This window comes from Pseudomonas sp. P1_F7 (assembly GCF_056405655.1).
On record NZ_JBFUBR010000001.1, the window covers coordinates 1 to 25197 of the forward strand.

22 protein-coding genes are annotated in these 25197 nt (G+C 55.5%); 4 read left to right on the forward strand and 18 right to left on the reverse strand.

Annotation, left to right across the window (positions count from 1 at the left end):
• Both AC1D1M_RS00005 and AC1D1M_RS00010 read left to right on the forward strand, forming a co-directional pair.
• Positions 1 to 537 (forward strand): MFS transporter (locus tag AC1D1M_RS00005; protein WP_477774107.1); only part of this gene is annotated, 537 nt, incomplete at its 5' end.
• 132 nt (positions 538 to 669) lie between these two features.
• Positions 670 to 927 carry a dimethylsulfonioproprionate lyase family protein gene (locus tag AC1D1M_RS00010; RefSeq protein WP_477762341.1) on the forward strand — a complete coding sequence of 86 codons (258 nt, stop codon included), beginning with the start codon at positions 670 to 672 and terminating at the stop codon, positions 925 to 927.
• 240 nt (positions 928 to 1167) lie between these two features.
• Here the strand turns inward: AC1D1M_RS00010 and yddG are convergent, their stop codons facing one another.
• From yddG to AC1D1M_RS00050, 8 genes are all read right to left on the reverse strand, one after another.
• Positions 1168 to 2073 (reverse strand): aromatic amino acid DMT transporter YddG, encoded by a 906-nt coding sequence (gene yddG / locus AC1D1M_RS00015; RefSeq protein ID WP_477762079.1) that lies wholly within the window; start codon positions 2071 to 2073, stop codon positions 1168 to 1170.
• A gap of 161 nt (positions 2074 to 2234) precedes the next feature.
• Positions 2235 to 2804, reverse strand: a complete 570-nt coding sequence (folK, locus tag AC1D1M_RS00020; RefSeq protein ID WP_477762080.1) for a 2-amino-4-hydroxy-6-hydroxymethyldihydropteridine diphosphokinase — start codon at positions 2802 to 2804, stop codon at positions 2235 to 2237.
• Positions 2805 to 2983: 179 nt separating this feature from the next.
• Complete coding sequence (locus AC1D1M_RS00025) at positions 2984 to 5434, reverse strand: GcvT family protein (RefSeq protein ID WP_477762081.1); 2451 nt, start codon at positions 5432 to 5434, stop codon at positions 2984 to 2986.
• A gap of 53 nt (positions 5435 to 5487) precedes the next feature.
• Entirely contained in the window at positions 5488 to 6345 is an 858-nt protein-coding gene (purU, locus tag AC1D1M_RS00030; RefSeq protein ID WP_123366517.1) for a formyltetrahydrofolate deformylase, read from the reverse strand.
• A gap of 10 nt (positions 6346 to 6355) precedes the next feature.
• A complete protein-coding gene (locus AC1D1M_RS00035) occupies positions 6356 to 7294 on the reverse strand; it encodes an electron transfer flavoprotein subunit alpha/FixB family protein (RefSeq protein ID WP_477762082.1) in 939 nt (312 codons plus the stop codon).
• On the reverse strand, positions 7294 to 8043 hold the full coding sequence (locus AC1D1M_RS00040) for an electron transfer flavoprotein subunit beta/FixA family protein (protein WP_477762083.1): 750 nt from the start codon (positions 8041 to 8043) through the stop codon (positions 7294 to 7296). The genes AC1D1M_RS00035 and AC1D1M_RS00040 overlap by 1 nt, the downstream gene beginning before the upstream one ends.
• Positions 8044 to 8258: 215 nt before the next feature.
• Positions 8259 to 9911: an electron transfer flavoprotein-ubiquinone oxidoreductase gene (locus AC1D1M_RS00045; RefSeq protein WP_477762084.1), complete on the reverse strand. Its 1653-nt coding sequence runs from the start codon at positions 9909 to 9911 to the stop codon at positions 8259 to 8261.
• Between the two features lie 107 nt (positions 9912 to 10018).
• The gene (locus AC1D1M_RS00050) at positions 10019 to 10894 is read right to left on the reverse strand and encodes a LysR family transcriptional regulator (RefSeq protein ID WP_477762085.1); all 876 of its coding nucleotides are present in this window, start codon (positions 10892 to 10894) and stop codon (positions 10019 to 10021) included.
• 310 nt (positions 10895 to 11204) lie between these two features.
• On the opposite strand from AC1D1M_RS00050, the gene folD reads away from it, so the two are divergent.
• Both folD and AC1D1M_RS00060 read left to right on the forward strand, forming a co-directional pair.
• Positions 11205 to 12122 (forward strand): bifunctional methylenetetrahydrofolate dehydrogenase/methenyltetrahydrofolate cyclohydrolase FolD, encoded by a 918-nt coding sequence (folD, locus tag AC1D1M_RS00055; protein ID WP_259696329.1) that lies wholly within the window; start codon positions 11205 to 11207, stop codon positions 12120 to 12122.
• 146 nt (positions 12123 to 12268) lie between these two features.
• Entirely contained in the window at positions 12269 to 13765 is a 1497-nt protein-coding gene (locus tag AC1D1M_RS00060) for a CoA-acylating methylmalonate-semialdehyde dehydrogenase (protein WP_477762086.1), read from the forward strand.
• Between the two features lie 396 nt (positions 13766 to 14161).
• On the opposite strand, the gene fdhA is transcribed toward AC1D1M_RS00060, so the two are convergent.
• The 10 genes from fdhA to AC1D1M_RS00110 all read right to left on the reverse strand — a co-directional run bounded on the left by fdhA (position 14162) and on the right by AC1D1M_RS00110 (position 25184).
• Positions 14162 to 15358, reverse strand: a complete 1197-nt coding sequence (gene fdhA / locus AC1D1M_RS00065) for a formaldehyde dehydrogenase, glutathione-independent (protein WP_477762087.1) — start codon at positions 15356 to 15358, stop codon at positions 14162 to 14164.
• 347 nt (positions 15359 to 15705) lie between these two features.
• Positions 15706 to 16338, reverse strand: coding sequence for a dimethylsulfonioproprionate lyase family protein (locus tag AC1D1M_RS00070; protein WP_477762088.1), 633 nt, complete (start codon positions 16336 to 16338; stop codon positions 15706 to 15708).
• A gap of 50 nt (positions 16339 to 16388) precedes the next feature.
• Positions 16389 to 17519 carry an FAD-binding oxidoreductase gene (locus tag AC1D1M_RS00075; RefSeq protein ID WP_477762089.1) on the reverse strand — a complete coding sequence of 377 codons (1131 nt, stop codon included), beginning with the start codon at positions 17517 to 17519 and terminating at the stop codon, positions 16389 to 16391.
• 15 nt (positions 17520 to 17534) lie between these two features.
• Positions 17535 to 18791 carry an aromatic ring-hydroxylating oxygenase subunit alpha gene (locus tag AC1D1M_RS00080; RefSeq protein WP_477774108.1) on the reverse strand — a complete coding sequence of 419 codons (1257 nt, stop codon included), beginning with the start codon at positions 18789 to 18791 and terminating at the stop codon, positions 17535 to 17537.
• 123 nt (positions 18792 to 18914) lie between these two features.
• Positions 18915 to 19835, reverse strand: a complete 921-nt coding sequence (locus tag AC1D1M_RS00085; protein WP_477762091.1) for a LysR substrate-binding domain-containing protein — start codon at positions 19833 to 19835, stop codon at positions 18915 to 18917.
• Positions 19836 to 19948: 113 nt separating this feature from the next.
• Positions 19949 to 20800, reverse strand: coding sequence for a glycine betaine ABC transporter substrate-binding protein (locus AC1D1M_RS00090; protein WP_457327355.1), 852 nt, complete (start codon positions 20798 to 20800; stop codon positions 19949 to 19951).
• A gap of 537 nt (positions 20801 to 21337) precedes the next feature.
• Entirely contained in the window at positions 21338 to 21886 is a 549-nt protein-coding gene (locus tag AC1D1M_RS00095) for an NAD(P)H-dependent oxidoreductase (RefSeq protein ID WP_477762092.1), read from the reverse strand.
• 86 nt (positions 21887 to 21972) lie between these two features.
• Positions 21973 to 23448, reverse strand: coding sequence for an aldehyde dehydrogenase family protein (locus AC1D1M_RS00100; protein WP_477762093.1), 1476 nt, complete (start codon positions 23446 to 23448; stop codon positions 21973 to 21975).
• A gap of 60 nt (positions 23449 to 23508) precedes the next feature.
• Positions 23509 to 24345, reverse strand: a complete 837-nt coding sequence (locus AC1D1M_RS00105) for an ABC transporter permease (RefSeq protein ID WP_477762094.1) — start codon at positions 24343 to 24345, stop codon at positions 23509 to 23511.
• A complete protein-coding gene (locus AC1D1M_RS00110; protein WP_477762095.1) occupies positions 24345 to 25184 on the reverse strand; it encodes an ABC transporter permease in 840 nt (279 codons plus the stop codon). The genes AC1D1M_RS00105 and AC1D1M_RS00110 overlap by 1 nt, the downstream gene beginning before the upstream one ends.
• Positions 25185 to 25197 lie beyond the last annotated feature (13 nt).

Here is a 25197-nt window from a genome sequence, read left to right on the forward strand (position 1 = left end):
AGGGGTATCGTGCTGTTTTTAGGGGCGCTCTGTTTCATCGTCTTCCTCACTGAAGGCGCAATCCTCGACTGGAGCGCGGTTTTCCTTGTCTCGAGCCGAGGGTTAGAGCCGAGCATCGCCGGCTTGGGCTACGCATCCTTCGCCGCTGCGATGACGCTGGGCCGCCTGACAGGAGATGCCATCGTCAGCAAACTAGGCGGCGTGCGCGTCGTTTCGCTTGGCGGACTCTGCGCAGCCGCAGGCATGATCGTGTCGCTTGGAATCGATGGTTGGGCCGCGTCCTTGATTGGCTACGCGCTGGTCGGGGCTGGATGCTCAAACATTGTCCCTGTGCTCTTTACCGCTGTAGGCCGCCAGCAACGTATGCCACAGACGGTAGCCATCCCCGCTGTCATCTCGATGGGCTACGCGGGCATTCTGATCGGTCCCGTATTTATCGGAGCGGTCGCCCATCTGAGCACCTTGTCATTCGCTCTTGGCTGCGTAAGTGTTCTGCTGGTTTTTGTCAGTACGACAGCTCGATTACTTCGCAATTAACCGAGTTTTTTCAGGCGTGATTCAGCATTGACCATTGCGAATCGAGCTCAATCGTTCAGAGCCGGGAGACATCTCGATGGATGTTTCACTGAATTCTGAAAAGTGACCTGCCCTTACCTGAAACCCACGGTAGTGCAGGCATTGACTGATGCTCCCCCAAAGGAACGGGACTTCAAGATTTTACTATCGGCGCTTGAGGTCCTGCTGTCCAGTAGTCGCTCGATACAGCGATCCGCTTCAGAAGCGGACGATGACGCGTTCGAAGAAAAGCACCGACATGTGCTGATTCTCGGCAACGGCGCGCTGTTTGAATGTTCAACTATGACTGTGGGGTTGGCGGTGATGGAGCCCGGACTTTGTTATCCGTACCACAAGCATCCTCCGGCATAGTGTTATGTCGTTTTATCGGAAGCTTAAACGGCAAATAATTGGAGTGAAGTTTGCCACCGACATACCTGACAACCAGCACCGAACCCCGCCCTCCACTTCGATACAAGGCGCCTATGTCTCGTTTGATGCCATCACCGGCGCCCCTGTTCCCGTGTTCGCGAGCCGCCATCATTAGCTATAAAGGTAAAGTTGCTCCCCGAGAAGCAGTGCAACGAATTCCGCTATCGAGGGTATGAGTTTTCAGCAGTCCGCTGAGTTTGTAAGTTGTCGTGTCGCCCGCCAGCATATGAGCGAACCGGCAGTTACCAGCAGCGCGCCCTGCCAAAACTGCGCTTTTAAATCGACCCCCAGCCATACAGCCGCGAATGCCGATGACAAGACCGGTGCGGAGTACGACAAGGTAGCCAGCAACGTGAGATCTCCCCGCGAAATACCAACGTTCCATAGAGCGTAACCACCTGCCATAGCGATGCCAGCGACAATCAGCTCCAAGCTACTGCCGATAGTGAAAGCGGAAATCTTCTCACTGCTAAAAGCGTACTTCAGCCAAAGTATGCCCGCTGTCAAAATGAAAAACAAAACGACAAGATTCGCCCCTCCCCCATACTTTCGTGTGACATTGCAGTACAAAGCAAACGTAATCGCGCACGCTAATGCGAGGCTGTAACTGAGAGGGTTGGACTCAACATTAGAAACGAGGCGAGGCAGTGATGCCCCATCGCCACTCACCACCCACACGATGCCGAAAAGAGCCGGCAGCGTACCTGGAACGATAATCCAGCGTGTCTTTTGTCCGTTCATGATGATGGCAAGCAGAACGGTCAGACAAGGCCACAAGTAATTCACCACACCCAGCTCGATTGCTTGTGTTCGATTGCTGGCAAAGCCTAGAGCGAGTGAAAGGCACACCTCGTTCGCAACAAAAAGGGCGCTTCCCACTATGAGATAAAACGTGGATGTCGAACGCAACTGCGGTCGTCCCAAAAACCCAAGAAACATGAGTGCACCCACTGAAAAGATCATTGCCGCACCGCCCACTGGGGCAAAATCTTCGCTGACGCTCCTTAAAATTCCGGGGGCAGTGCTCCACATCGCTATCGCCGCTAATCCACACGCAGTGGCTGCACGCTCACCTCTAATCTGCATCTTTCCCTCTCGCTCTAATAGCGGTGAGTCTATGTGTTTTGCTTTCCTGTGGTCGCCTAGTTAATGGAAACTAAAGGCCACTTTTCCAGACAGATCGACGGTCTATGGGAATGCAGTGCCCATTCGGGCGCAACTTCAACCCCCAACAGGCGCAATATCGCCTATGAAAAGCTGGATTTAGAAACGCCGAAGTCGGCATGCTGAATCGACGGCACGGCGGGCGGGACCCTCTTGATATGCTCCGAAGTCTTCACCATCACCGGTCGGTTTCGCCCGACTACCTGATGCTCAATTTCCCGCCAGATGCCGCTGAACGTCACCCCGGAAATGGGGTGAGTATCGTGCGGAGCAAGCATGGAGATCGGCAGCATGACGTAGGGACTTTCGACAAGATCACGTCTTGGCAAAACACCCCCCTTGAATTCACCGACATAACGGCCGTACAGAAGCACGTCAATATCAATAGGCATGACCAGGAATGGCTTACATCGACGGAGGTATTTCGACTCGAAGCGTTTTATCACTCGAGAGAGTTTTTCCAGCGATAGATCGGTTTTCCCGCACATCACCAGATTGAAAAAAGCACGACCGCGTGCACCCACCGGCGCGGAGGAGTACACCGGAGAACATAGCCCATCACTCAGTAATGCAAAGAGAAAATCCAGCGCGTACTGCAGGTTCAATTCCCGTTCGTGATTACTGCCCAACCCCAGATACACCAGCGTCGACATGGCAGTGAATTTCCTCGTAGGTGTTAGGTTTCGATTCTTACTTGCCCAGCCATTTATTCAGCGCTTGCCAAGCCCATCGGTACACAGCGGCCATACAACAGCCACTGCGATTTAATCGACTTGTTTTTTGTCTGTCACGCTCACTGCCCCGTTCACCGGGACAGGACAGCGCGAATATGTCAGCACTTGATGTTTGTCATCTCTGGATCATAGAAAGCGCGCAGGCTGGCTTCTACCTCGTATTTTTGCGCCGCAATTTCAATTTCATACTTGCCCTCCTTGACCCAATCAGCACTCACACCTGTGCCATTACACACATATCCCATCGCCACGTTGCCGCCGATGAAATGACCGTACATTCCGGACGTGGTGCGGCCTACGATTTCTCCGTTTCGGAAGATCGGCTCCTCGTGGTAACTGGTGGCCTCGGGGTCCAGGAACTTAAACAACACCATACGTTTTTTAACGCCTTCGGCTTTCTGCTTGAGCAACGCTTCCTTGCCAATAAAACCACCCGCCTTATTGAAATCAGAAGCGAAGGACAGGCCGGCCTCAAGTGGGGTGTCTTCCTCCATCACGTCGTGACCGAAGTGGCGATAACCCTTCTCGATGCGCAACGAGTTCAACGCATGGTAGCCACAGAGTTTCAGACCATGCGGTTCACCGGCGGCAACGATACGGTCGAACACATCAGGGGCAAATTCGGTAGGGATATAAAGCTCCCAGCCCAGCTCACCCACGTAAGTGATCCGCGAGGCGCGTACTCGGGCGTAGCCCAACTCGATCTCTCGCGAGGTCGCGAACGGGAACCCTTCATTGGAAAGGTCATCGGTGGTAAGTGGTTGCAACAGATTGCGGGCGTTGGGACCCATGACACTAATTACAGCCATCGATGAGGTGACGTCGGTGATCACTACATTGGCCTCCGCCGGCGTATTGCGGCGCAGCCAATTCAATTCACGGCTCTGTGTCCATGGGCCGGTGACGATCAGGAAAGACTCTTTCTCCAACCGTGTTACGGTCAGGTCCGCTTCGATGCCACCGCGTTCGTTGAGCCACTGGGTGTAAACGATCTTGCCGGGTTCGACATCGATATTGTTACTGCAGATGCGGTTCATGACCGACATTGCATCACGCCCTTGCACCAGGATTTTGGCGAAGGAACTCTGATCGAACAACCCCACGGTCTTGCGCACTGCCAAGTGTTCGGCAGCCGACCAATCGAACCAGTTCTGCTTGCCCCAGCTGTAGCCGTATTCAGGCTTCACGCCTTCAGGGGCGAAGAAGTTTGCGCGCTCCCAGCCGACCACTTCGCCATAGCAGGCATTTGCAGCGACGAGGCGATCGTGAAGGATACTCTTACGGGCGTTTCGAGCGGTTTCAAACTGACGGAATGGCCAATGCATCGCATAGAGCAATCCGAGGCCTTCGGTGGTGCGGTCGTACAAGTATTGCGAGTTGCCCTGGAACGGCAGGTTGCGCTTGATATCCACGTCCCACAGATCCATCGGCGCATGGCCCTTGGCGATCCACTCGGCCAGCACTTTGCCGGCGCCACCTGCCGACTGGATGCCGACCGAGTTGAAACCGGCAGCGACAAAATAGTTACGCAGTTCCGGTGCCTCACCCAAGTGATAGCGATCGTCCGGAGTAAAGCTTTCTGGCCCATTAAAGAATACTTGCAGGCCGGTTTTTTCCATTGCCGGAATACGGCGGATGGCCGCTTCAAGATAGGGTTCAAGATGGTCAAGATCAGGGGGCAGCTCATCGAAGCAGAAGCTGTCGGGAATCCCTTCGTGGCCCCAAGGTTTGGCGTTCGGCTCGAATGTACCCACCAACAGTTTGCCGGCGTCGGTCTTGAAGTAGTTATAGTTATCCAGGTCGCGCAGTGTGGGCAGCATGATGCCGTTGATTTCCGGCATCGGCTCGGTCACGACATAGAAGTGCTCCGCCGCGTGCAGTGGGATGTTGACTCCGGCCTTCTTGCCAAAATTGCGTGCCCACATACCGGCACAGTTGACGACGAACTCGGCGTCGATATCACCTTGAGCGGTCACCACACCTGCGGCTTTCCCGTCCTTGATCTTGATGTCCAGAACCTGGGTGTTCTCGATGATCCGCGCACCGCCCATGCGAGCTCCCTTGGCCAACGCCTGGGTCACGTCCACCGGATTCACTACGCCGTCCAAAGGCAGATAAACACCGCCGACGATGTCATCGATGTTCAGTAGCGGCCACAGATCCAGCGCTTGCTCAGGGTTCACCACCTCGCAAGGGAAGCCGCACAACTTTGCCATCGAGGCGCCACGCTTAAGCTCGGTGAATCGCTCCTGGTGGGTGGCGATGCTCAGCGAACCATTGCGAACGAAGCCAGTTGCCTGCCCGGTTTCCGCTTCCAGGCCTTCGTACAAGCCGGCACTGTATTTGGCCAGCATGCTCATGTTGTAAGTCGCACGCAGAGTCGGCACCAGGCCGGCCGCATGCCAGGTGGTACCGCAGGTCAGCGTCTTGCGCTCCAGCAACACCACATCTTTGATGCCCAGTTTGGTCAGGTGATAGGCGACGCTACAACCGATTACCCCACCACCGACGATGACTACGCGAGCTGAGCTCGGAATATTATTGCTCATGTAAAAACTCCATGGTCGGCGCCCTCAGCGGGCAACCGACTCGACGATTGGGGTTACAAAACGACGGTTTTATTGCCGTACACCAGTACGCGGTCTTCAAGATGGTTTCGAAGCCCTCGCGCCAGTACGGTTTTCTCGACGTCCTTGCCCAGCCTGACCAGGTCATCGACGGTTTGCTCATGGCTGACCCGTGCAACGTCCTGCTCGATGATCGGCCCTTCATCAAGCTCTTCGGTGACGTAGTGACAGGTCGCACCGATCAGCTTCACCCCGCGGCGAGAGGCCTGGTGGTAGGGCTTGGCACCGATGAATGACGGCAGAAAGCTGTGGTGGATGTTGATGACCTTGTGTCGGTATTTCTCGCACAGGTTTTGCGGAAGAATTTGCATGTACCGCGCCAATACGATGCAGTCGGCGCGGTACTCATCGATCAGTCGTTCGGTCCGGGCAAAACCTGCTGACTTGTTGTCCTTGTCCACCGGGACGTACTCGAAAGGAATGCCGTACCACTCCACCAGGCTGCGCAGGTCTTCATGGTTTGAGATCACGCAAGCAATGTCACAGACCAGATCGCCGGTCTTCCAGCGGTCCAGCAGGTCAGTCATGCAGTGCGAGCCTTTGCTGCACATCAACACCACACGTTTGCGTTGATCACTGTCCACCAGCCGCCAGTTCATGGTCATTTCCTGAGCCAGTGGTTCAACCTTGCGGCGTAGTGCCTCCATATCAAAGGGCAGCGAATCGGCTCGCACCACCATACGGCTGAAGAAGCGGTTGCTTTCTTCATCCGAGAACTGAGAAGCCTCTTCAACCCAACCGCCGTGGTTGGCAAACAGACCGGCAGTGCGGGTGATGATCCCTACACGATCAGGACAATCGAATGCGAAGGTGTAGGTACGCTTAGTATTCATTTCAGGCTCCTCAAGACAGTGCAGCTTCAAGCGCGGGGACGGCTTCAAACAGATCAGCAACCAGGCCGTAGTCGGCGATACGGAAAATCGGTGCGTCTTCATCCTTGTTGATCGCAACGATGATTTTTGAATCTTTCATGCCCGCCAAATGTTGGATGGCGCCCGAAATACCCACAGCGATGTACAGCTGTGGCGCAACGATCTTGCCGGTCTGGCCGACCTGCATGTCATTGGAAACAAACCCGGCATCGACGGCGGCCCGGGATGCTCCAACCGCCGCGCCGAGCTTGTCGGCAACTTTTTCCAACAGGGCGAAATTCGCCCCACTGCCCATTCCACGACCACCCGCAACGATGATCTTGGCGGAGGTCAGCTCGACCCGCTCAGACACGCTGAAGTCGGCACTGACAAACCTGGAGAGGCCAGTTTCGTGGGCAAGTGTGAGAGCCGTGACAGCAGCGCTGGCTGTGGATTTTTCTGCTGCCGCAAATGCCGTGGTGCGTACCGTCAGAACTTTTACCGGATCAGCACTTTCAACGGTGACCAAGGCATTGCCGGCATAAAACGGACGCACAAAGCGACTGGCTGAAATGATTTCCACCACGTCGCTGATCTGGGCCACGTCGAGCAACGCCGCTACGCGTGGCAACAGGTTTTTGCCAAAAGCGGTTGAAGCGGCCAGCACATGGCTGTAGGCCGACGTTGTCACCAGCTCAGTTATCAGTGCCGCCACGTTTTCGACACCTTGGTCAGCGTAGGCAGGGGCATCAGCGATCAACACCTGATTGACTCCGGTGAAGGTTGCGATTTCTTTCGCAACGCGACCGGCATGCTTTCCGGCGACCAGAACTTCAACCGACGCGTCAAGGCGTGCAGCGGCGGTCAATGCATTCAAGGTTGCCAGCTTGAGCACTCCATCGTGATGCTCAGCAATCAACAAAACAGCCATCAGATCACCCCCGCTTCGTTCTTCAGCTTTTGGACCAGTTCTTCCACGCTACTCACGCGAACACCTGCCTTGCGCTCTTGAGGTGCACTCACCTTGATGACTTTCAGCCGTGGAGCAATGTCGATCCCCAGCTCATTGCCCTCGATAATTTCCAGAGGCTTTTTCTTGGCCTTCATGATGTTGGGCAGCGATGCGTAGCGTGGCTCGTTCAAGCGCAGGTCAGCAGTTATCACGGCAGGCAGATGAAGGCTCCGGGTTTCCAGGCCACCGTCGACTTCGCGGGTCACGTTGACCCATTCCCCGACCACCTTGATGTCCGAGGCGAAAGCGCCTTGAGAACTGCCCATCAAAGCGGACAACATCTGGCCGGTCTGGTTGTTGTCCCCATCGATGGACTGTTTACCCAACAGCACGATGCCGGGTGCTTCGCGCTTGACCACTTCGTTGAGCAACTTGGCGATGGCCAGCGGTTCAAGATCGCTCGCCGATTTGATCAGCACGGCGCGGTCCGCCCCCATGGCCAGCGCTGTACGCAATTGTTCCTGGCAAACATCCGGTCCCACGGAAACTGCGATCACCTCACTGGCTTGCCCGCTTTCCTTCAATTGCAACGCCGCCTCGACCGCGATCTCACAAAAGGGGTTGATCGACATCTTTACGTTGCTCAACTCCACGTCAGACTCATCCGTCTTGACCCGGACCTTGACGTTAGCGTCCAGGACCCGCTTCACCGCCACCAGCACCTTCATATCTACCTCCGAATAAGTCCATGACTGCTTCAGACGGATGCTATAAGCCTCAATAACCTCTTACAAACGATCTATCTAGCACTCATGAATAAGGTGTGCTTATTCATATTGCTGGTGCAGCGCGCAAAAAAAACCCGGCATACGCCGGGTTAAAAGCCATCCAATCCTCTCGTTTTCACAACCCTCTCTCGCGATATGCGAAGCGTCTGATTTCCTTACATGCTGGTGTAATTAGGGCCACCGCCCCCTTCGGGAGCGCGCCAAGTAATATTTTGGCTCGGGTCCTTGATGTCACAGGTCTTACAATGCAAACAGTTTTGCGCATTGATCTGGAAACGCTTTTGCTCCGCATCCTCAACCACCTCGTACACCCCGGCCGGGCAGTAGCGCTGTGCGGGTTCGGCATAGGTCGTCAGATTGAAAGCGATCGGCAGCTGCGCATCCCTGAGCATTAAATGGCAGGGCTGATCTTCTTCGTGGTTGGTGTTAGACAGATAAACCGAAGAGGTCTTGTCAAAACTCAGCACATTGTCCGGTTTGGGGTAGTCAATGGCCTTCGCTTGATCGGCGCGCACCATAGTCGAGTAATCGGCACGCGTGTCACGCAAGGTCCAGGGTGTTTTTCCCTTAAGCAGATTTAAGTCGAACCACGCATAAGCCGCGCCGATCAGGCTGCCGAAGCGATGCAATGCGGGACCAAAATTACGTTGCTGGTGCAACTCCTCATGAATGGAGGAGTTTTTGAATCGGATCGCATAGTCTGCCAGATCCTGGCCAGCCGCCTCATCAACGAGCAGGGCTTCAAAGATTGTCTCCGCGGCCAGGATTCCGGACTTCATCGCCGTGTGCGAGCCTTTGATTTTGGCGAAATTCAAGGTGCCAGCGTCACAACCGATCAACAAACCACCCGGAAAATGCATCTTGGGCAGCGACTGCAGCCCGCCTTTGGCAATCGCTCGGGCACCGTAGCTGATGCGCGATCCACCCCGCAGGAATTGCTCATAGAGCGGATGGTGTTTGAGTTGCTGCAGCTCGTCGAAAGGAGAGAGAAATGGATTGCGGTAGTTGAGGTCAACGACTTGGCCGATCACGACCTGGCGATTGTCGAGGTGATACATGAAAGCGCCACCTTGGGCGCCACTCACGGTCAAGGGCCACCCGGTACTGTGAATCACCAAGCCCGGGACATGTTGCTCGGTCGGAATCTCCCAGACCTCTTTGATACCCAGACCGTAATGCTGAGGGTCAGAATCAGCGTCGAGCCGATATTGATGGATCAATTGTTTGCCCAAGTGACCTCGGCAACCTTCAGCAAACACCGTCTGCTTGCCAATCAACTCGATACCTGGGGTGAAACTCCCTTTTTGATTGCCGGATCGATCGACGCCCATGTCAGCAGTGACCACGCCCTTGATTCGTCCCTGCTCGTCATACAGAACATCGGCGGCGGGAAAGCCGGCAAACACATCGACTCCCAGTGCTTCAGCCTGCTGACAGAGCCAACGACAGACGTTCCCCAGGCTGACAATGTAATTGCCTTCGTTGTGCATCGTCTCGGGAGCCAAGACACCCGGCACCCTGATCGACAGGCGCGACGACGACAGATAATAAATCTCGTCCGAACTCACCGGCGATTGCAGCGGTGCGCCCATCTCGCCCCATTCGGGAAACAACTCGTTGAGAGCCGAAGGCTCGAACACAGCGCCGGACATAATGTGCGCACCGATCTCGGCGCCCTTTTCCACCAGACACACAGAGAGCTCTCGCCCTGCTTCCAGCGCCAGTTGCCGCAGGCGAATCGCGGTGGACAACCCAGCGGGTCCGCCACCCACTACGACTACATCGAATTCCATTGCATCGCGTTGCATCACAGCCTCCAGGCATTGAATCGTGCCTCTGGAGCCCATGCTACGAGCGCCTCTGACGTCGCAACAAACGATGTATCCATCACTGATTAATAAGCGGAGCTAATTCGTTACCGAAGTTCAGATTCCAGCCAGGTACAAAATGCCTGGGCTGCTCCCGACAGGGGTTTGCTAAGTGGCTTGAGCAAATAGAACCCCGCCAGGCTCTCGATGCTCTGGTCCAGCGGAGAAACGAGTTGACCGCGAAGCCTGGACTTCTCGACCAGTTCCTCATTGAGCAAGCACACACCCGCGTTTTCGATGGCCATGCTGGCGGCAATGGCATAGCTGTCTACATAGAACCGCTGGTAGTTCTCCGCCTCGCCCTGGGGATGCGAGGCCAGCCAATCGCTCCAACCGTTGGGCGTACCCAATACATCGATAAGCGCCAGGCTCAGCAGGCCGCCCGCGCTGCGCAGCATGGCCGCAACATCCAGTGAGCAGTAGGGCCGCAATTCGGTGGAAAGCAGTTGCTGGACATCATATTGCTGCCAGTTGCCGGAGCCGTAGCGTATCTCAAGCTCTGCGCTACTCGGCGGCGCATCGGCTTCCCAGTTCACGCCATACATGCGCAGTGAGATTTGCGGATACAACTCGGCAAATCGCTCCATTCGCGGTGCTAGCCAGAGCTGCGCGAAGGAGTTGTTCACGCTGATCTCAAGAACGCCCTGCGCCACCGAGCTGAAGATATTGTTCATACCCTGATGCATGTGCCAGAGGCCCTCTCGAACCACCGCCAGGTACGCTCGGCCCGATACGGTCAGTTGAATCGAACGGGTCTGACGCTGAAAAAGCGGCTTGCCGAGCTTGTGCTCCAGCAACTTGATCTGTTGGCTGACTGCCGACTGACTCATGTTCAACTCGATGGCCGCCGCGGAAAAGCTCAAATGACGACCTACCGACTCAAACGTTCGCAGCCAGTTCAGCTGAAGGTTGGTCAAAGACATGGACAATCTCCCATTAGCCCTACTTATAAATATAGGCCGTATACATCGTTTGTAGCGGCTACTCAACCACCTTAGCATTCACCGCACCTGCCCTGATCGCCAGCGACGGTGTTTTCCAACCACCCTCTCAAAAGATGGCATTGGGTTGCCTCTTCGGAGGAGCTAGCGGCTCTGGGAAAGGGAACTTGCCGTGCAGATATTGAGTGAAACATATCCGGCAAAGATGATTCGTGGCTGCCTGTATGACTCAAAGGGCAACGCCTGAAGGCTTGAATGCCGTTTTTTCTGACCGCTGACAGGATAGGACAAGATGAAGATGACTCAACTATTGGATCAAACCCTAAGCCCCCAGGCCCATATCATTGACGGCAAGGGTTTTGCCGAAACGCTGCGCAAATCAGTTGCCATAGGTGCGCGGACGTTTCGCGAAAAACGCGGAAGAGCTCCGGGTCTTGCTGTGGTGCTGGTCGGTCAGGATCCTGCCAGTCAGGTCTATGTCAAAACGAAAATGAAAAAAGCCTTGGAATCCGGTATCGACTCATTTCCACACTTGCTTGACAGCGCGACATCGCAAGCTGAGCTACTGCAACTGATCGACAAACTGAACAATGATCGCTACGTCCACGGGATCCTGGTGCAGTTGCCATTACCCGCCCATATCGATGAATCGAAAGTCATTACCGCGATCGATCCAGCAAAGGACGTCGATGGTTTTCACCCGATTAACGTTGGACTGCTAGGCCAGGGCAAAGCGTCCCTCATTCCATGCACACCGCTGGGTTGCTTGATGATGCTCAGGGACCAACTGGGTAATTTGAGCGGAAAAAAAGCAGTCATCGTGGGCAGGTCGAACATTGTCGGCAAGCCGATGGCCAATCTGCTTCTCCAGGAAAACTGCACCGTGACGATCGTGCACTCCAGGACCGAGGACCTGAATAGCGAATGCCGTCAGGCTGATATTTTGATCGTTGCCATGGGTAAGGCGGAGTTCATCAGTGCCGAGGCCATTAAGCCGGGTGCCATCGTGATCGATGTGGGTATCAACCGTGTTGAAAAGGATGGGCGCTCAGTACTTGTTGGCGACGTCGATTTCGAGTCGGTCAGCCCCGTCGCAGCGGCCATTACGCCTGTGCCTGGGGGCGTCGGCCCCATGACGGTGGCATGTCTGATGCGTAACACGCTGGTTGCGGCTGAAGCCATCGAAAGCGACAGGGCCGACCGCTATTGAAGTGCGTAGGTTGAAAAGCGTGGCCTGTGCTAGCTGCACAAGCAGCGAAGCGTTTAACAAAACTTACTGACTGGTTGCCCCCCCGCAGTGCAGTGGCCTCGGCCTCTCTCTTCAAGCAGCTTTGACCTTAATTTCGAGGAACGACGATGACGACTATCGAACATTTTATTAATGGCGAATCTTTCGCCGATGACGCCCGCACCAGTGACGTCTTCAATCCCGCCACAGGTCAGGCGATCCACAAACTTGGCTTGGCCTCCCGCGCCACGGTTCAACACGCAATAGATGCGGCCAAAGCTGCGTTCCCGGCGTGGCGCAACACCCCACCGGCCAAGCGTGCCCAGGTCATGTTTCGGTTCAAACAATTGCTGGAGGCCAACGAGCAACGCATTGCCTTGCTGATCAGCGAGGAGCACGGCAAAACGATCGAAGACGCCGTGGGTGAACTCAAGCGTGGCATCGAAAACGTTGAGTTTGCCTCGGCCGCGCCGGTTATCTTAAAGGGCGAATACAGCCGCAACGTCGGCCCCAATATTGACGCCTGGAGCGATCTGCAACCCATAGGAGTCGTTGCCGGTATTACTCCGTTCAATTTCCCGGCCATGGTGCCGCTGTGGATGTATCCACTGGCCATCGCCTGTGGCAACACCTTCATTCTCAAACCGTCCGAACGCGATCCGAGTTCTACGCTGTTGATCGCTCAATTGTTGCATGAAGCTGGTTTGCCAAAAGGCGTACTCAATGTGGTGCATGGCGACAAGGAGGCGGTCGATGCACTTATCGAAGCTCCGGAGGTCAAGGCATTGAGCTTCGTCGGCTCTACTCCGATCGCTGAATACATTTACTCAGAAGGCACCAAACGTGGGAAGCGCGTGCAGGCGTTGGGTGGTGCAAAAAACCACGCAGTGTTGATGCCCGACGCAGACCTGAATAATGCCGTAAACGCGCTGATGGGCGCTGCCTACGGCTCGTGTGGTGAACGCTGCATGGCAATCTCTGTAGCCGTGTGCGTCGGGGACCAGGTAGCCGATGCGCTTATCGCCAAGCTGGAGCCCCAAATAAAAGCATTGAAGATCGGTGCGGGATCCTCCTGTGGACTTGACATGGGACCTCTGGTAACGGCGGCTGCTCGGGACAAGGTGGTCAGCTACATTGACGATGGTTTGAATTCGGGGGCGACACTTGTGGTCGATGGTCGCGGCTATCGTGTCGCCGGCCACGAAGATGGGTATTTTCTCGGTGGTACGTTGTTCGACAATGTGACCCCGGAAATGCGTATCTACAAAGAAGAAATCTTCGGCCCGGTACTGTGCGTCGTGCGAGTTAGCAGCCTGGAAGCTGCCATGCAACTGATTAACAGCCACGAGTATGGCAACGGCACCTGCATTTTCACCCGCGATGGTGAAGCTGCTCGTCTGTTCTGCGATGAAATTGAAGTGGGCATGGTGGGGGTCAACGTACCGCTGCCGGTGCCCGTCAGCTATCACAGCTTCGGTGGCTGGAAACGCTCTCTATTCGGCGACTTGCATGCCTACGGTCCGGATGGTGTTCGATTCTACACCCGCAAGAAAGCCATCACTCAACGCTGGCCAAAGCGCACAAGTCATGAAGCCGCACAGTTTGCCTTCCCTAGCAACAGCTAGGGGTAATGCGTTTGAGCAGCGTTGCCATCAACTCTTCTGTCGGGGAAAGAAGATGGAAGCGCGGCTTCCACCGTAGAGGGTTTACGGTTGACTCAGCCCCCCTGGGAACGGGGCTCGTGTTCGTCATTACTGAGCTTTCGTCGATAGCCTTGGTCGGGCTTGAGACCTGGCCGCTTGCACACTGGCGGCCTTCTTTTTTCAGCGCGTTAACGTACTGCGCATGCTTGTGCATCCATATCTATTGCAAAAGACATAGTCAAAACCAGTTGGCGCCTTGTACCTAACCATGGTGCACGCCAATCCTAGCCCCAAGAACCAGACCCAAGTGGTAAGCAAGTGTTCCGATACGATGGAGACCCCTTTCTCAGAGCCGCCATCGCACCGGACAGTCATCCCTTAGCTGAAAGTACGATGTGGGTCGATGACAAATTTTTTCGGCACTCCGGCATCAAATTCACCATACCCTGCCGGCGCCTGATCCAGACTGATCACCTGCACGCCCACCACCTCAGCGATATTGATACGGTCCCACATGATGGCCTGCATTAGCGCGCGGTTGTACTTCATTACCGGAGTCTGGCCGGTGTGGAAGCTGTGGGATTTCGCCCAGCCTAGGCCAAAGCGAACGCTCAGGGCACCGATCTTCGCGGCAGCATCCACCGCACCCGGGTCTTCAGTGACGTAAAGGCCAGGAATACCAATTTTGCCAGCCACTCGAACCACGCCCATTAACGAGTTGAGCACAGTGGCCGGAGCCTCATGCTTCACGCCGTCATGGCCGTGACCGCGTGCTTCAAAGCCTACAGCGTCGACGGCGCAATCCACTTCCGGTTCGCCGAGCAGTGCAGCGATTTGCTCGTGCAGCGGTGTGTCCAGGGACAGGTCGGCGATTTCGAAACCCTGGGCCTTGGCGTGGGCCAGGCGCACGGTGTTGACGTCACCGATGATCACCACCGCCGCCCCCAACAGGCGCGCGGAAGCGGCGGCAGCCAGACCGACAGGGCCGGCACCAGCGATGTACACGGTGCTGCCTGGACCAACGCCGGCCGTCACCGCGCCGTGGTAACCGGTTGGTAGAATGTCGGAGAGGCAGGTCAGATCGCGGATTTTTTCCATTGCGCGATCGCGATCTGGCAATTTCAGCAAGTTGAAATCGGCGTACGGCACCATCGCATATTCCGCTTGGCCACCTGTCCAGTCGCCCATGTCGACATAACCATAAGCACCGCCTGGACGGGCCGGATTTACGCTCAAGCACACGCCGGTGTGCATTTCCTTGCAGGAACGGCAGCGCCCGCAAGCGACGTTGAACGGCACGGACACCAGATCACCGATTTTCAGGTTCTCGACGTCACTGCCCTTCTCGATCACTTCACCGGTGATTTCATGACCGAGAACCAGACCGACCTGCGCGGTGGTGCGCCCACGTACCATGTGCTGATCAGAGCCGCAGATGTTGGTCGAGACCACCTTGAGTATGACGCCGTGTTCGATCTTCTTGCCGCGTGGGTCCTGCATTTTGGGGTAGTCGATATTTCGCACCTCGACCTTGCCAGCGCCCAGGTACACCACCCCTCTATTATTTGCAGTCATGTGTTTCTCCGCGTCAAATTATGCTCACAGGTATCTGCGAGCTGTTTTTTAACTCACTCGCCAATTAAGGCCTTTTGTCATTTGCATTTGATTGTTCGTGCGGTGTGGTGCGGTGCGCTTGGCCTTACGACCACCATCGACCGTCCAGACCTGTTCGGTCGCTTCGAGAGCGGAAAGCGAGTTGGGAAAGTTGTCAGAATGTGTTCGCACGCGTCATTCAGTTCACGCTGGGTGGGTGAGCACGATGCCCCTTCTACGTCATCCTGCGCGCGATCAACTGGCCAATACCATGGCCGCCCCGCGTACCCACTAGGCAACATGCCAAGCCTGAATGACCTTGTCTGCTTTCAGGTGTGCATCAATCCCCACAGAGCCAGGAGCGGTCCCGTGCCCGCTTTCACCGCATGTCTGATCGACGGCGGGTTGTAAACCACTCCGCCAGGCCCCGGCCTAAACCAACCGGCGCCCTCCTGATACCACTCCCCCTCCGAGAGCACGAGGTAAAACTCTCTGGGAGGATGATTGTGAAAGGGATAACGGACATCGGGTGCCATGACCATCAGCCCCAGCGTAATTGAGTCACAATGAACGACGCTTCCTTTGCCAATGAGCAATGCGTGCCGGTGCATATCCACGAAGTGATCGTCTTCATTCGAGGCCGCATGTCGCTTGATCCATACCGCATCAGGTAACAGCCGTTCAATGCATTCCAACAGTGCGCCATCAACCAGCGAAGACTCTTTTGCGTTCGCCAGGCTTTCCATCAACCAGCCACGAATACAACTGTCGTCTTCGATGTGCGTCTGAAGATCCGAATTGAGTGATAATTGCGCGGACTGAACAGATTGTCGGCTCGTGGAAATTTCGTGCGCCCAATCTTGCCCGCGATAAGCCCCGAGATTTTCGGCCACGCGAGCCATGAGCTGATGAGCATGATCCAAATGCCCAGCGTCTTGGCGTCGGGATTCAGCAAAAACCATGGGGACCTCCATCCTCAATGCCTTGAGTAAGCAGATAACCGCTCCGGTGATCAGAGATCGATGACAAGGTCAGACGTGGGTCTGCTGCAGCAAAGCAACCGAAATCCTTTGTCAATTTCTCGTTGTCGAATGCCTCCGTTCGCTTTCATGTCGACAGAACCTTCCAGGACTGCGGTTTTGCAGGTGCCACAAATACCTTGGCTGCATGAGCTGGGGACGACCGCTCCGGCGCGCTTGGCCGCCGAAAGGATTGTGTCGTCGCCGGTCATCTGAAAGGTTTTCCCCGATTTCGCCAGCGTGATGGTAAACGCGTCTACTGACGCTACCAGCGGAGGATCTACGGGCACCACTACCGGACTCGATGGCTCACCCAGATCGAAGCTTTCCTGGTGGTAATGATCCATGTCGAACCCTGCACCGGCGAGCAGCGCTTGCACGGCGTCCATGTAGCCTTTAGGTCCACAAGTGAAGACCTCGCGCTCCAGAAAGTCAGGAACAGATTGTCGCAAGATCTCTAGAGTGAGGCGCCCAATAGGGCCGCTCCACTCGCGTTCGGTTTCGGTAGTTTCGCAGACAGCAAGTACCTGAAGGTTGGGTTTAAGCGACTCGAGTAACTGCAGCTCTTTCCTGAAGACGATGTCGACCGGAGACCGCGCACTGTGGACGAACGCAATGTCGACATCCGCCGCAAGATCATGACTTGCACGCGTCATCGACATCAGGGGTGTGACCCCCGACCCTGCCGAGAGATACAGCAGCTTGCGGGCGTCGCTGCAGGTCGAAGTAAAGGCCCCGGCAGGACCGTACGCCGTCAGTTGGCCACCCGTATGCAAGTTATCGTGCAACCAGTTCGATACCAATCCGCCAGGCACACGTTTCACCGTAATCGAAAAGGTGAATGGCCGAGCTGGAGAGGATGAAAGCGTGTAGCAGCGTGAAATTGCTTGCCCGTTGATACTGGGCACGATCGTGATGAACTGCCCAGGTTCGAAAGCCAGTGCCTGGAAGTCGCCGCACTGGAATGTGAAGGTCTTCACATCGTGGGTTTCATCCCTAACATCACAAACCGTCAGGGTTTTCGGCTCACCACTGCTCCAACCGGTATCGAACGCAGACCACACGTCAACATCATTGAAGCGCAGCTTTTTCATCGGCACAGAAACTGTCTGATAAGTACTCATCGAACCATCTCCCATTCAAGCACTATGCGCAATGAGTCGTGCGGTGTACCAGCGGGTGAACTGGTGAACGTAGGCTTCGACGAGGTGTGAAAACGGGCCCGGCACGTACGCTGGATCCTGAGTGCCACTGTAGGTAATTTTGACCAGACTGGCATCCTGCTGATTGGTCGCGATCCACACTTCGGTCAAGCGTTGCAGGTCGTAATCCTTGCCCTCGACCGCGTCTTTGTGTACCAGCCACTTGGATCGCACCAGTGTCTTGCCTGGAGACAGCGGGATCAGCCACGAAATGACGGCATGGTCGCTCATTACATGGGTCCACGAGTTATGCGTCCAGAAGTGCGTGTCGCCCAGGTCGGGACGGTTCAGCTCGCCGAATAGCTTCGTGCAGGCGACGCGGGTGTCCAGGGTCTGTGATTCGCCATGACCAGAGATCACCAAACGTTGCGCACGGAATTGAGTGACAGCGTCCTCATCCAGATACTCGATGGCGTCACRGATCAACCCTTCGCTTTCCCAGCTCTCTTTGGCGATTACGCTTTTCGCCTTGTGAGCTTCCAATGCACGTAGTGATTCCTCGGTCATGCCCTCGGTGCTGCCGGCAAAGTCTTCAGGCAGGAATGAAACATTGAGCTCTGGATGACCTGCCGCGCAGTGATAGCACTCACGGTTGTTTTCGATCACCAACTTCCAATTGCCCTCCTCGATGATCTCGCTTTCATAGGCAATTTTCGTGTTGGTCAAATCGTAGGGGGCAAAACGCGGCGCCATATTCTCGACCAGAAAATCGATGTCGGCAGGCGGTTCATCGCTGAGACATGCCAGAATATGTGCACCCACGACACGACAGGCTACAGGGATAAGACTGCGACATTCGGGGTCAAAGTCTTTACCCATGTCACGCGTGTGCTTGAGAGAGCCATCGAGGTCGTAAGTCCATTGGTGATAAGGGCATACCAACATCCCAACGGTAGAAAGCCCAGCCTCCTTGAGGCGAGCGCCGCGATGACGGCAAACATTACGAAATGCCCTGACCTGCTCGTCATCATCTCTAACAAGAATAATCGATGACTTTCCAATGTCGACGGTGGATACATCACCTGGCTCAGGGATTTCGGTGGTGACACCAACAACTATCCAGTGCTTGTGAAAAAATATATCCAGGTCATTTTCGAATATGTCTTCGCGTCCAAATACAGCGCCATCCAGAGCGGTCCACGGAGCACGTTCCTTTACAACTTCAAGATGGCTTTTTTGTTTTAAGTTATTCATAGACACCTCACGAGCAGGCCTTATTGCCAACGATGCGTGACAGTATCTAAACACCTATAAACATTGGTCAATGCGGTTTATTTTCAAGTTACCATGAGTCAAAGTTATAAGTCGTCGGCTACCCTAGCGAGGCTCGATATCGTCGGCGCGCAGGCAATCCATCAACTGGTCTATGACCGCTGTTTTAGGCCGTCCAGCAGCGAGAAAAATGTAGTAAGCATCACTAGGTACAATGACGTGACTGGATACACGAACGAGCCGACCGGACGCCAGGTGGTTTTCCAACAGCCGCCCCCAACCCAATGCAATGCCGTGCCCCTGAACCGCAGCGAGAACTGCGTCGCCGTACATCGCGCAACGGAGGCTGAACTCCAGCTTGGGCGGTGTATACCCCAGAGCCCGAAACCAGGTATTCCACGTCATCCAACCCTCCAGCGTTGCGTCCGTGTCAATGAGCTGGTTATGGGCAATCTCCTCCAGTGAGGTCGGTGGACAATGCCGAGCGAGCCACGACGGAGAACACACCGGGAAAATCTCCTCATCGAACAGAAAAACTGCTGTGCCATCATCCCACTTGCCGTGACCGAAGCGGACCGAAAGGTCGGCATCACGATCCGAGGGTGTGGTGAGTCGCAAACGGAGTTTCGGTAACTGCTCTCTCAGAAGATGTAAACGCGGCATGATTCGCAGGTTTGAGAAATCAGCAGTACTGGCCAGTGCGATAGCCTCCTCGCCTTGCCCTTCCGCATATTTGTCGAACACGCCGGCAATACTCTGCATTGACTCAGACATCGCGCCGTAAAGAGCAATGCCCTCTGTTGTCAATTGATTGGAACGGTGCAGGCGATAGAAAAGCTGAGCGCCGAAAGTATCTTCAAGAAACTTTACGTGTTTGCTAACCGCCGCCTGGGTGACGCCCAGCTCCTGTGCCGCAATAGTGAAACTGCCGTTTCGAGCAACCGCCTCAAATGCCACAAGCGCGTTCATCGACGGGATGATCCGGCGATATCCCTTATGTTGTCGAGTTTTCAACGGCTGATTCATTTTGACTCCCACTGATACTATGCCAAACCGGCGCCTGCAATCAGCCGGCGCCGGTAACGTGGGCATTGTAAAGGTGCCTCCTCTACATCAAGCAGGATCACGGCCAGACGCTATCACTTCCCGGACATGACGGCCCATTGATTGATCAGCTTGGTGTTGGCGTCCCACCATTTTTGTACGGCTTGTTCCATGCTCATCCCATCATTGATAGACAGGTTGATGGCCGTGATGTCATCGAGCGGTACAAAGACGCTTGCGATAGCTTCCCGGGCCCGAGCGTTGTCGTTGGAAAAGCCTTTCTTGGCGATCCAGTAATAGCTTTGCGGCGCAGGGAATACACCTTTTGGATCTTCCAGGTAGCGGACCTTGAATTTCATGTCCATCCAGGACGGCTGCCACAACATGGTAACAATGGGGGCCTTGCGTTCAATGGCCGATTGCAATTGGGCAACCATTGCGGCGGTGCTGCCGTCAACCAGGGTGTACTGCAAGTTGTACTGTTTGATGGCGTCAGCGGTCTGCTGCATGAGGCCGGCACCCGATTCGATACCAATGATCTTTCCACCGACCTGATCCTTGATTGAGTTCAACTCCTCAATCGACTTGATCGGCATGTAGTCGGGTACCACAATCCCCTGGTGCAAGCCGTGGGAAGCAACCGAGACCTTTTCGAGACGCTGGTAGTTTTTCTTCCAATAGTCGGCGGTAATGTTATTGATGTGCGAAACCATCAAGTCGACATCCCCCCTCGCGAGTGCAGCGAAGCCAATCCCCCAATCCGGAAAGGTCGTCAGCTCGACAGTAAATCCTTGTTTTTCCAGAAATTTCTGGGTAATTTCGGAGATTGGCATAACATCTTCCCAAGGAAGCGAACCAATCTTGATAGTTGTTTTTTCCGCTGCGTGGCTAAAGGAAGCGAACAGACACATCAGTGAAACGGCCAGGACCTTCAACAGCTTATGCATAGTTTGACCCTTTTTTTGTGCATGAAATATAAGCGCAGATTCTTCTGCAGCTATTGGTTTCGATATGGCGTTGCTGTCCCTACCTGCTCCAGGTGGGGCCACGTCCCTGTGTGGTTGCCCCTCCTACAACTTGGGGCACACCTGGCAAGTCGAACCGATCTCGCCAGAATCATGGTTTGCGCATGCGACAGACTCAGCTGCTGCCTAATGCGGCTCTCTGAGAATGATTCACTCCACTAACGGCGAGCTGGGCATGCGCGGTCAGCGGCAAGGAATGTGAAAGGCCACAGCCCCCGTTCTCTGAGCCACTTGGTTCAAGCCAAGGTTGGCTGAACTCGAAATCCAGGCGCCTGAGAAATTTTTCGTGCAAGGTTGCGCAAAGCGCGCGTAAAGGAAGGATGAAGCTTTTCGTTATCGTCACTGGGCACCCTCTTTTTGTTATTGGAGTTAGGCCACACGTTGAACACCAATTAGACGGACACAACTTGTGATGGAGATCCGATTGGTGTCGATTGCATCACTTCTTAAAGTGGGACATTAAGCCTTTTCCACGGCGTACTTATATTCACAGGAAGCGACGAAATTCCGATATTGCTCGGTACTTATCGCTAGCGCTTCATCGCTCAGACTCTCCAGTCCACACAGAAAGAAGCCAGGTTGATAGAGCATCTCAACTCGGAAGGCCAGCACCTCAAACGGACTGGTTAACTCGTCAAGCGTGCGACCATAGCGGCCGCCTTTTTGATAATCAGAGGCCTTGGAATAAGTGGAGACGGCAATGCACAAGGTCTTGCCCGCAACCGCCCTGCCACCGCCATAGGCCCAGCCAGCGGCGAAGACATCGTCGATCCACTGCTTGAGCAATGGCGTGCAGTTGTACCATTGCATCGGAAACTGCAAGACGATGCGATCATGCGCCTCAATCAATCGCTGCTCGGCAACGATGTCGATCTTGCCACTTGGGTATCGCCCATACAGATCAATCACGGTCACACCCGCGAGGCTTTCGATGGCCTTGCACCAGGTGGCGTTGATACGTGAGCTGGACAAGTCCGGGTGCGCCACGACTACCAATGTGTTCGCCAAAACTGACCTCCTCGTGCCCAACGGTCGCCGAGCTTTTCAACCTGGATAATGGTGACGGCCGCGTGAGGACCATCGAGTGGTAAAACTTACTTGATATACCAACCCCAAGGATCCCGACTCACATAGGCGGTGACCTGCTTGGTTTCGAGGTAATTATCCAGGCCCCACTTGCCGAGCTCACGGCCGATGCCGGATTGCTTGTAGCCTCCCCATGGCGCTTCGGTGAAGGTCGGCTGAGAGCAGTTGATCCAGACAATGCCCGCACGCAGCGCCGCTGAAACCCGATCAGCGCGGGCGTCATCTTTTGTCATCACCGCAGCAGCCAGGCCGTAACGGCTATCATTGGCCAGACTCAACGCTTCGCTTTCAGTGGAGAAACGACGAACGCAGACCACCGGGCCGAAGATCTCTTCCTTCCAGGCATGGCTGTCCAGCGGCACCTCGGTGAGGATGGTCGGTTGGAAGAAATACCCTTGGCGTAGCTCCTCAGGCCTACGGCCGCCAGCAACCAGTTGCACCCCATCCTCCTGAGCACGCGCCACAGCAGCAATGACCTGTTCATGCTGCTGTTTGGACACCAACGGCCCGAGAAGAATGCCGTCCTCCAGACCATCACCTATGGTGATCTTGTTTGCTTCCTCGATCAGGCGCGCCAGTAGCTTGTCGTAAACGCCATCCTGCACCAGCACTCTCGATGTAGCTGAGCAGACCTGCCCCTGGTTCCAGAAAATGCCGAACATGATCCATTCGACGGCGCCCTCGATGTCGGCATCGTCAAATACAATCAGTGGCGACTTGCCCCCCAGTTCAAGGCTTATGCGTTTGATGTCCTTCGCCGCCTCGGCCATGATGTGCGAGCCGATGCGACCTGACCCTGTGAACGCCAACTTATCCACCTGCGGATGGCTAACTAACGCCTGACCGGCTTCACCGCCGAGGCCAGTTACGATGTTCAGCACGCCTGCCGGCAGCTCCGCTTCCTGTGCGATTGCAGCCAGTTCCAATGCGGTCAGTGAAGTGTTTTCGGCGGGTTTGAGCACGATGGTACAACCAGCTGCCAAAGCCGGAGCGACCTTCCAGGACGCCATCAACAGCGGGTAGTTCCACGGGATGATCCCGCCGACTACGCCGACCGCCTCCCTGCGGACCTTCGTGCGGAAGCGGTCATCGGAGATAGCAAGATCTGCAACACTGGTGTCGTCGAGTTGCTCGGCAAGGCCTGCGTAATACTCAAAGCAACCAGCGGCGTCACCGATGTCCCAGCGCGCCTCAGGCAGCGGCTTGCCATTGTCCAAAACCTCAAGACGCGCCAGCGCCTCGGATCGCTCGCGGATCAGCTCAGCAATGCGTCGCAAATAGGCGCCACGCTGGGCGCCTGTAGTGTTCGGCCAGCCGTCCTTGTCAAATGCCCGGCGAGCTGCTCTGACGGCCAGGTCGACGTCTTCAGCAGTGCCTTTGGGGATGGCATGAATGACTTGCTCGGTGGCTGGGTTGATAACGTCCAGGCTGCCTTTATTGACCGGATCGGTCCATTCACCGTCGATGTACAATTGAGTACGCATGCTCTCTCCAAATCTTTCTTGTCTATGAACAACCGCTACTGTTTTTCGAGCCAGCATTGATCAGTGTTTAAGAAAGCGTGCCGGAATTGTCCCGCGGCACACCCGGTCAATGATCAACGCAAGGATCACAATGGCGAGGCTTGCGCGCACGCCCAAACCAAACTCCATGCGGCTCAATCCACGAGTCACCTCAGAACCAAGCCCGCCAGCCCCGACCAGCCCCGCCAGCACTACCATCCCCAAGGACAACAGAACGCATTGGTTGACGCCGACCAGCAGGGTCGGCAATGCCGAAGGCAGTTCGATCTTCCAAAGGATTTCCCGTGGGCTTGCGCCGATCGCGGCGCCGAGCTCAAGTCGATTCGCTGGGATCTGGCTCATCGCTAAAATGGTCAGGCGAATCATTGGCGGGATGCCGAAGATGATGGTGGCCAGCAAGGCTGGTACCGCGCCCAGTCCGAACAGCACCACCGCTGGCACCAGGTAGACCCACGGCGGCATGGTCTGCATGACATCCAGAATCGGTCGCGAGAAGATCTTCAGTCGCTCGCTACGTGACAACAGCACACCTAAAACCATGCCGATCGACAGCGAAAACGCCACGGCGATAATGATCAGCGCAATCGTATGCACTGCCGGAGCCCACATCCCCAGCGCAAAGCAGCAGGCAAGACCAATGAGGGTCATTAGCCCTACCCGCCAACCCGCGACCAGCACACAGATTAAGGAAAGGCAGCCAATGACTACTTCCGGCGAGCCAAGGGAGAGCAGAGTGACAATGCCACCAATCAGTACATCAAAGAACTGCGCAATGGCCATGAAACCGTCATGGAAATTGCTGTTCAGGTAGCTTAGAAATGGTGCAACTATAGAGCCGGGAGAGATGCTGAAGTCCATCACACTGCTCCTTTTTCAGTGGTGCATACGGCCTGGGAGATGCGGTCGAGAATGATCGTCAGCACCACGATGGCGATACCTGCATTGACGGCCAGATCGATCTTCAGGGTTCGCACAGCCTCATAAATGGTCTGCCCCAACCCGCCAGACCCCGCGATGCCGGCAATCACGACCATGCCAAAGCTCAACATCAGACTCTGGTTGATCCCCGCCAGGATCGAAGGAATAGCGAATGGCAGACGAATCTTCAAAACCTGCGACACGGGTTTCATGCCCACGGCCGAGCCCAGTTCACAATACTGCGCCGGCGTCATGAAAATGCCATGTGCGGTAAGACGTAAAGCGGGTGGAATCGCCACCAGGCAAGTCGCCCAGATTGCTGTCGCGGATCCATATCCAAGTAAGGCGATACCCGGCAACAAGAAGATGTACGGCGGCATAGTCTGGATGAAGTCCAGCACAAGCTCGGCACTGTGCTTCCACCTCGCCGACAGCCCCACCAGCACACCCAGCGGAATAGCGATCAACAGTGCAAGCAAGGTTGAGCTGAACACCAGCGTGAGCGTGGCTATGGTCTCGGTCCACAAGCCCATGGCTTGGCACAACCAAAGGCCCGCCGCGGCGGTAATTGCGAACAACACACCATTCACTCGCCAGCCGATCAGAGCCACGACCAGGACCACCACCCACCATGGGGCGAACATCAACAGGGTATTAAGCGCACCATAGGCAGCTTCCATACCCGTGCTCATCGCTCCGAAGAACCCAGACGCCTCATCGATCAGCCAAGCCAGAGACGTATCGACGATGGCGTCGAATGCCTCGATGATTGTATTCATACTCTCCTCCCAA

What these genes read in the sequence shown, in the direction of transcription:
- yddG (WP_477762079.1), bottom strand. Translation starts at nt 2,073, where the DNA reads ATGCAGATTAGAGGTGAGCGTGCAGCCACTGCGTGTGGATTAGCGGCG.
- folK (WP_477762080.1), bottom strand. Translation starts at nt 2,804, where the DNA reads ATGTCGACGCTGGTGTATCTGGGGTTGGGCAGTAATCACGAACGGGAA.
- AC1D1M_RS00025 (WP_477762081.1), bottom strand. Translation starts at nt 5,434, where the DNA reads ATGAGCAATAATATTCCGAGCTCAGCTCGCGTAGTCATCGTCGGTGGT.
- purU (WP_123366517.1), bottom strand. Translation starts at nt 6,345, where the DNA reads ATGAATACTAAGCGTACCTACACCTTCGCATTCGATTGTCCTGATCGT.
- AC1D1M_RS00035 (WP_477762082.1), bottom strand. Translation starts at nt 7,294, where the DNA reads ATGGCTGTTTTGTTGATTGCTGAGCATCACGATGGAGTGCTCAAGCTG.
- AC1D1M_RS00040 (WP_477762083.1), bottom strand. Translation starts at nt 8,043, where the DNA reads ATGAAGGTGCTGGTGGCGGTGAAGCGGGTCCTGGACGCTAACGTCAAG.
- AC1D1M_RS00045 (WP_477762084.1), bottom strand. Translation starts at nt 9,911, where the DNA reads ATGCAACGCGATGCAATGGAATTCGATGTAGTCGTAGTGGGTGGCGGA.
- AC1D1M_RS00050 (WP_477762085.1), bottom strand. Translation starts at nt 10,894, where the DNA reads ATGTCTTTGACCAACCTTCAGCTGAACTGGCTGCGAACGTTTGAGTCG.
- folD (WP_259696329.1), top strand. Translation starts at nt 11,205, where the DNA reads ATGAAGATGACTCAACTATTGGATCAAACCCTAAGCCCCCAGGCCCAT.
- AC1D1M_RS00060 (WP_477762086.1), top strand. Translation starts at nt 12,269, where the DNA reads ATGACGACTATCGAACATTTTATTAATGGCGAATCTTTCGCCGATGAC.
- fdhA (WP_477762087.1), bottom strand. Translation starts at nt 15,358, where the DNA reads ATGACTGCAAATAATAGAGGGGTGGTGTACCTGGGCGCTGGCAAGGTC.
- AC1D1M_RS00070 (WP_477762088.1), bottom strand. Translation starts at nt 16,338, where the DNA reads ATGGTTTTTGCTGAATCCCGACGCCAAGACGCTGGGCATTTGGATCAT.
- AC1D1M_RS00075 (WP_477762089.1), bottom strand. Translation starts at nt 17,519, where the DNA reads ATGAGTACTTATCAGACAGTTTCTGTGCCGATGAAAAAGCTGCGCTTC.
- AC1D1M_RS00085 (WP_477762091.1), bottom strand. Translation starts at nt 19,835, where the DNA reads ATGAATCAGCCGTTGAAAACTCGACAACATAAGGGATATCGCCGGATC.
- AC1D1M_RS00090 (WP_457327355.1), bottom strand. Translation starts at nt 20,800, where the DNA reads ATGCATAAGCTGTTGAAGGTCCTGGCCGTTTCACTGATGTGTCTGTTC.
- AC1D1M_RS00100 (WP_477762093.1), bottom strand. Translation starts at nt 23,448, where the DNA reads ATGCGTACTCAATTGTACATCGACGGTGAATGGACCGATCCGGTCAAT.
- AC1D1M_RS00105 (WP_477762094.1), bottom strand. Translation starts at nt 24,345, where the DNA reads ATGGACTTCAGCATCTCTCCCGGCTCTATAGTTGCACCATTTCTAAGC.
- AC1D1M_RS00110 (WP_477762095.1), bottom strand. Translation starts at nt 25,184, where the DNA reads ATGAATACAATCATCGAGGCATTCGACGCCATCGTCGATACGTCTCTG.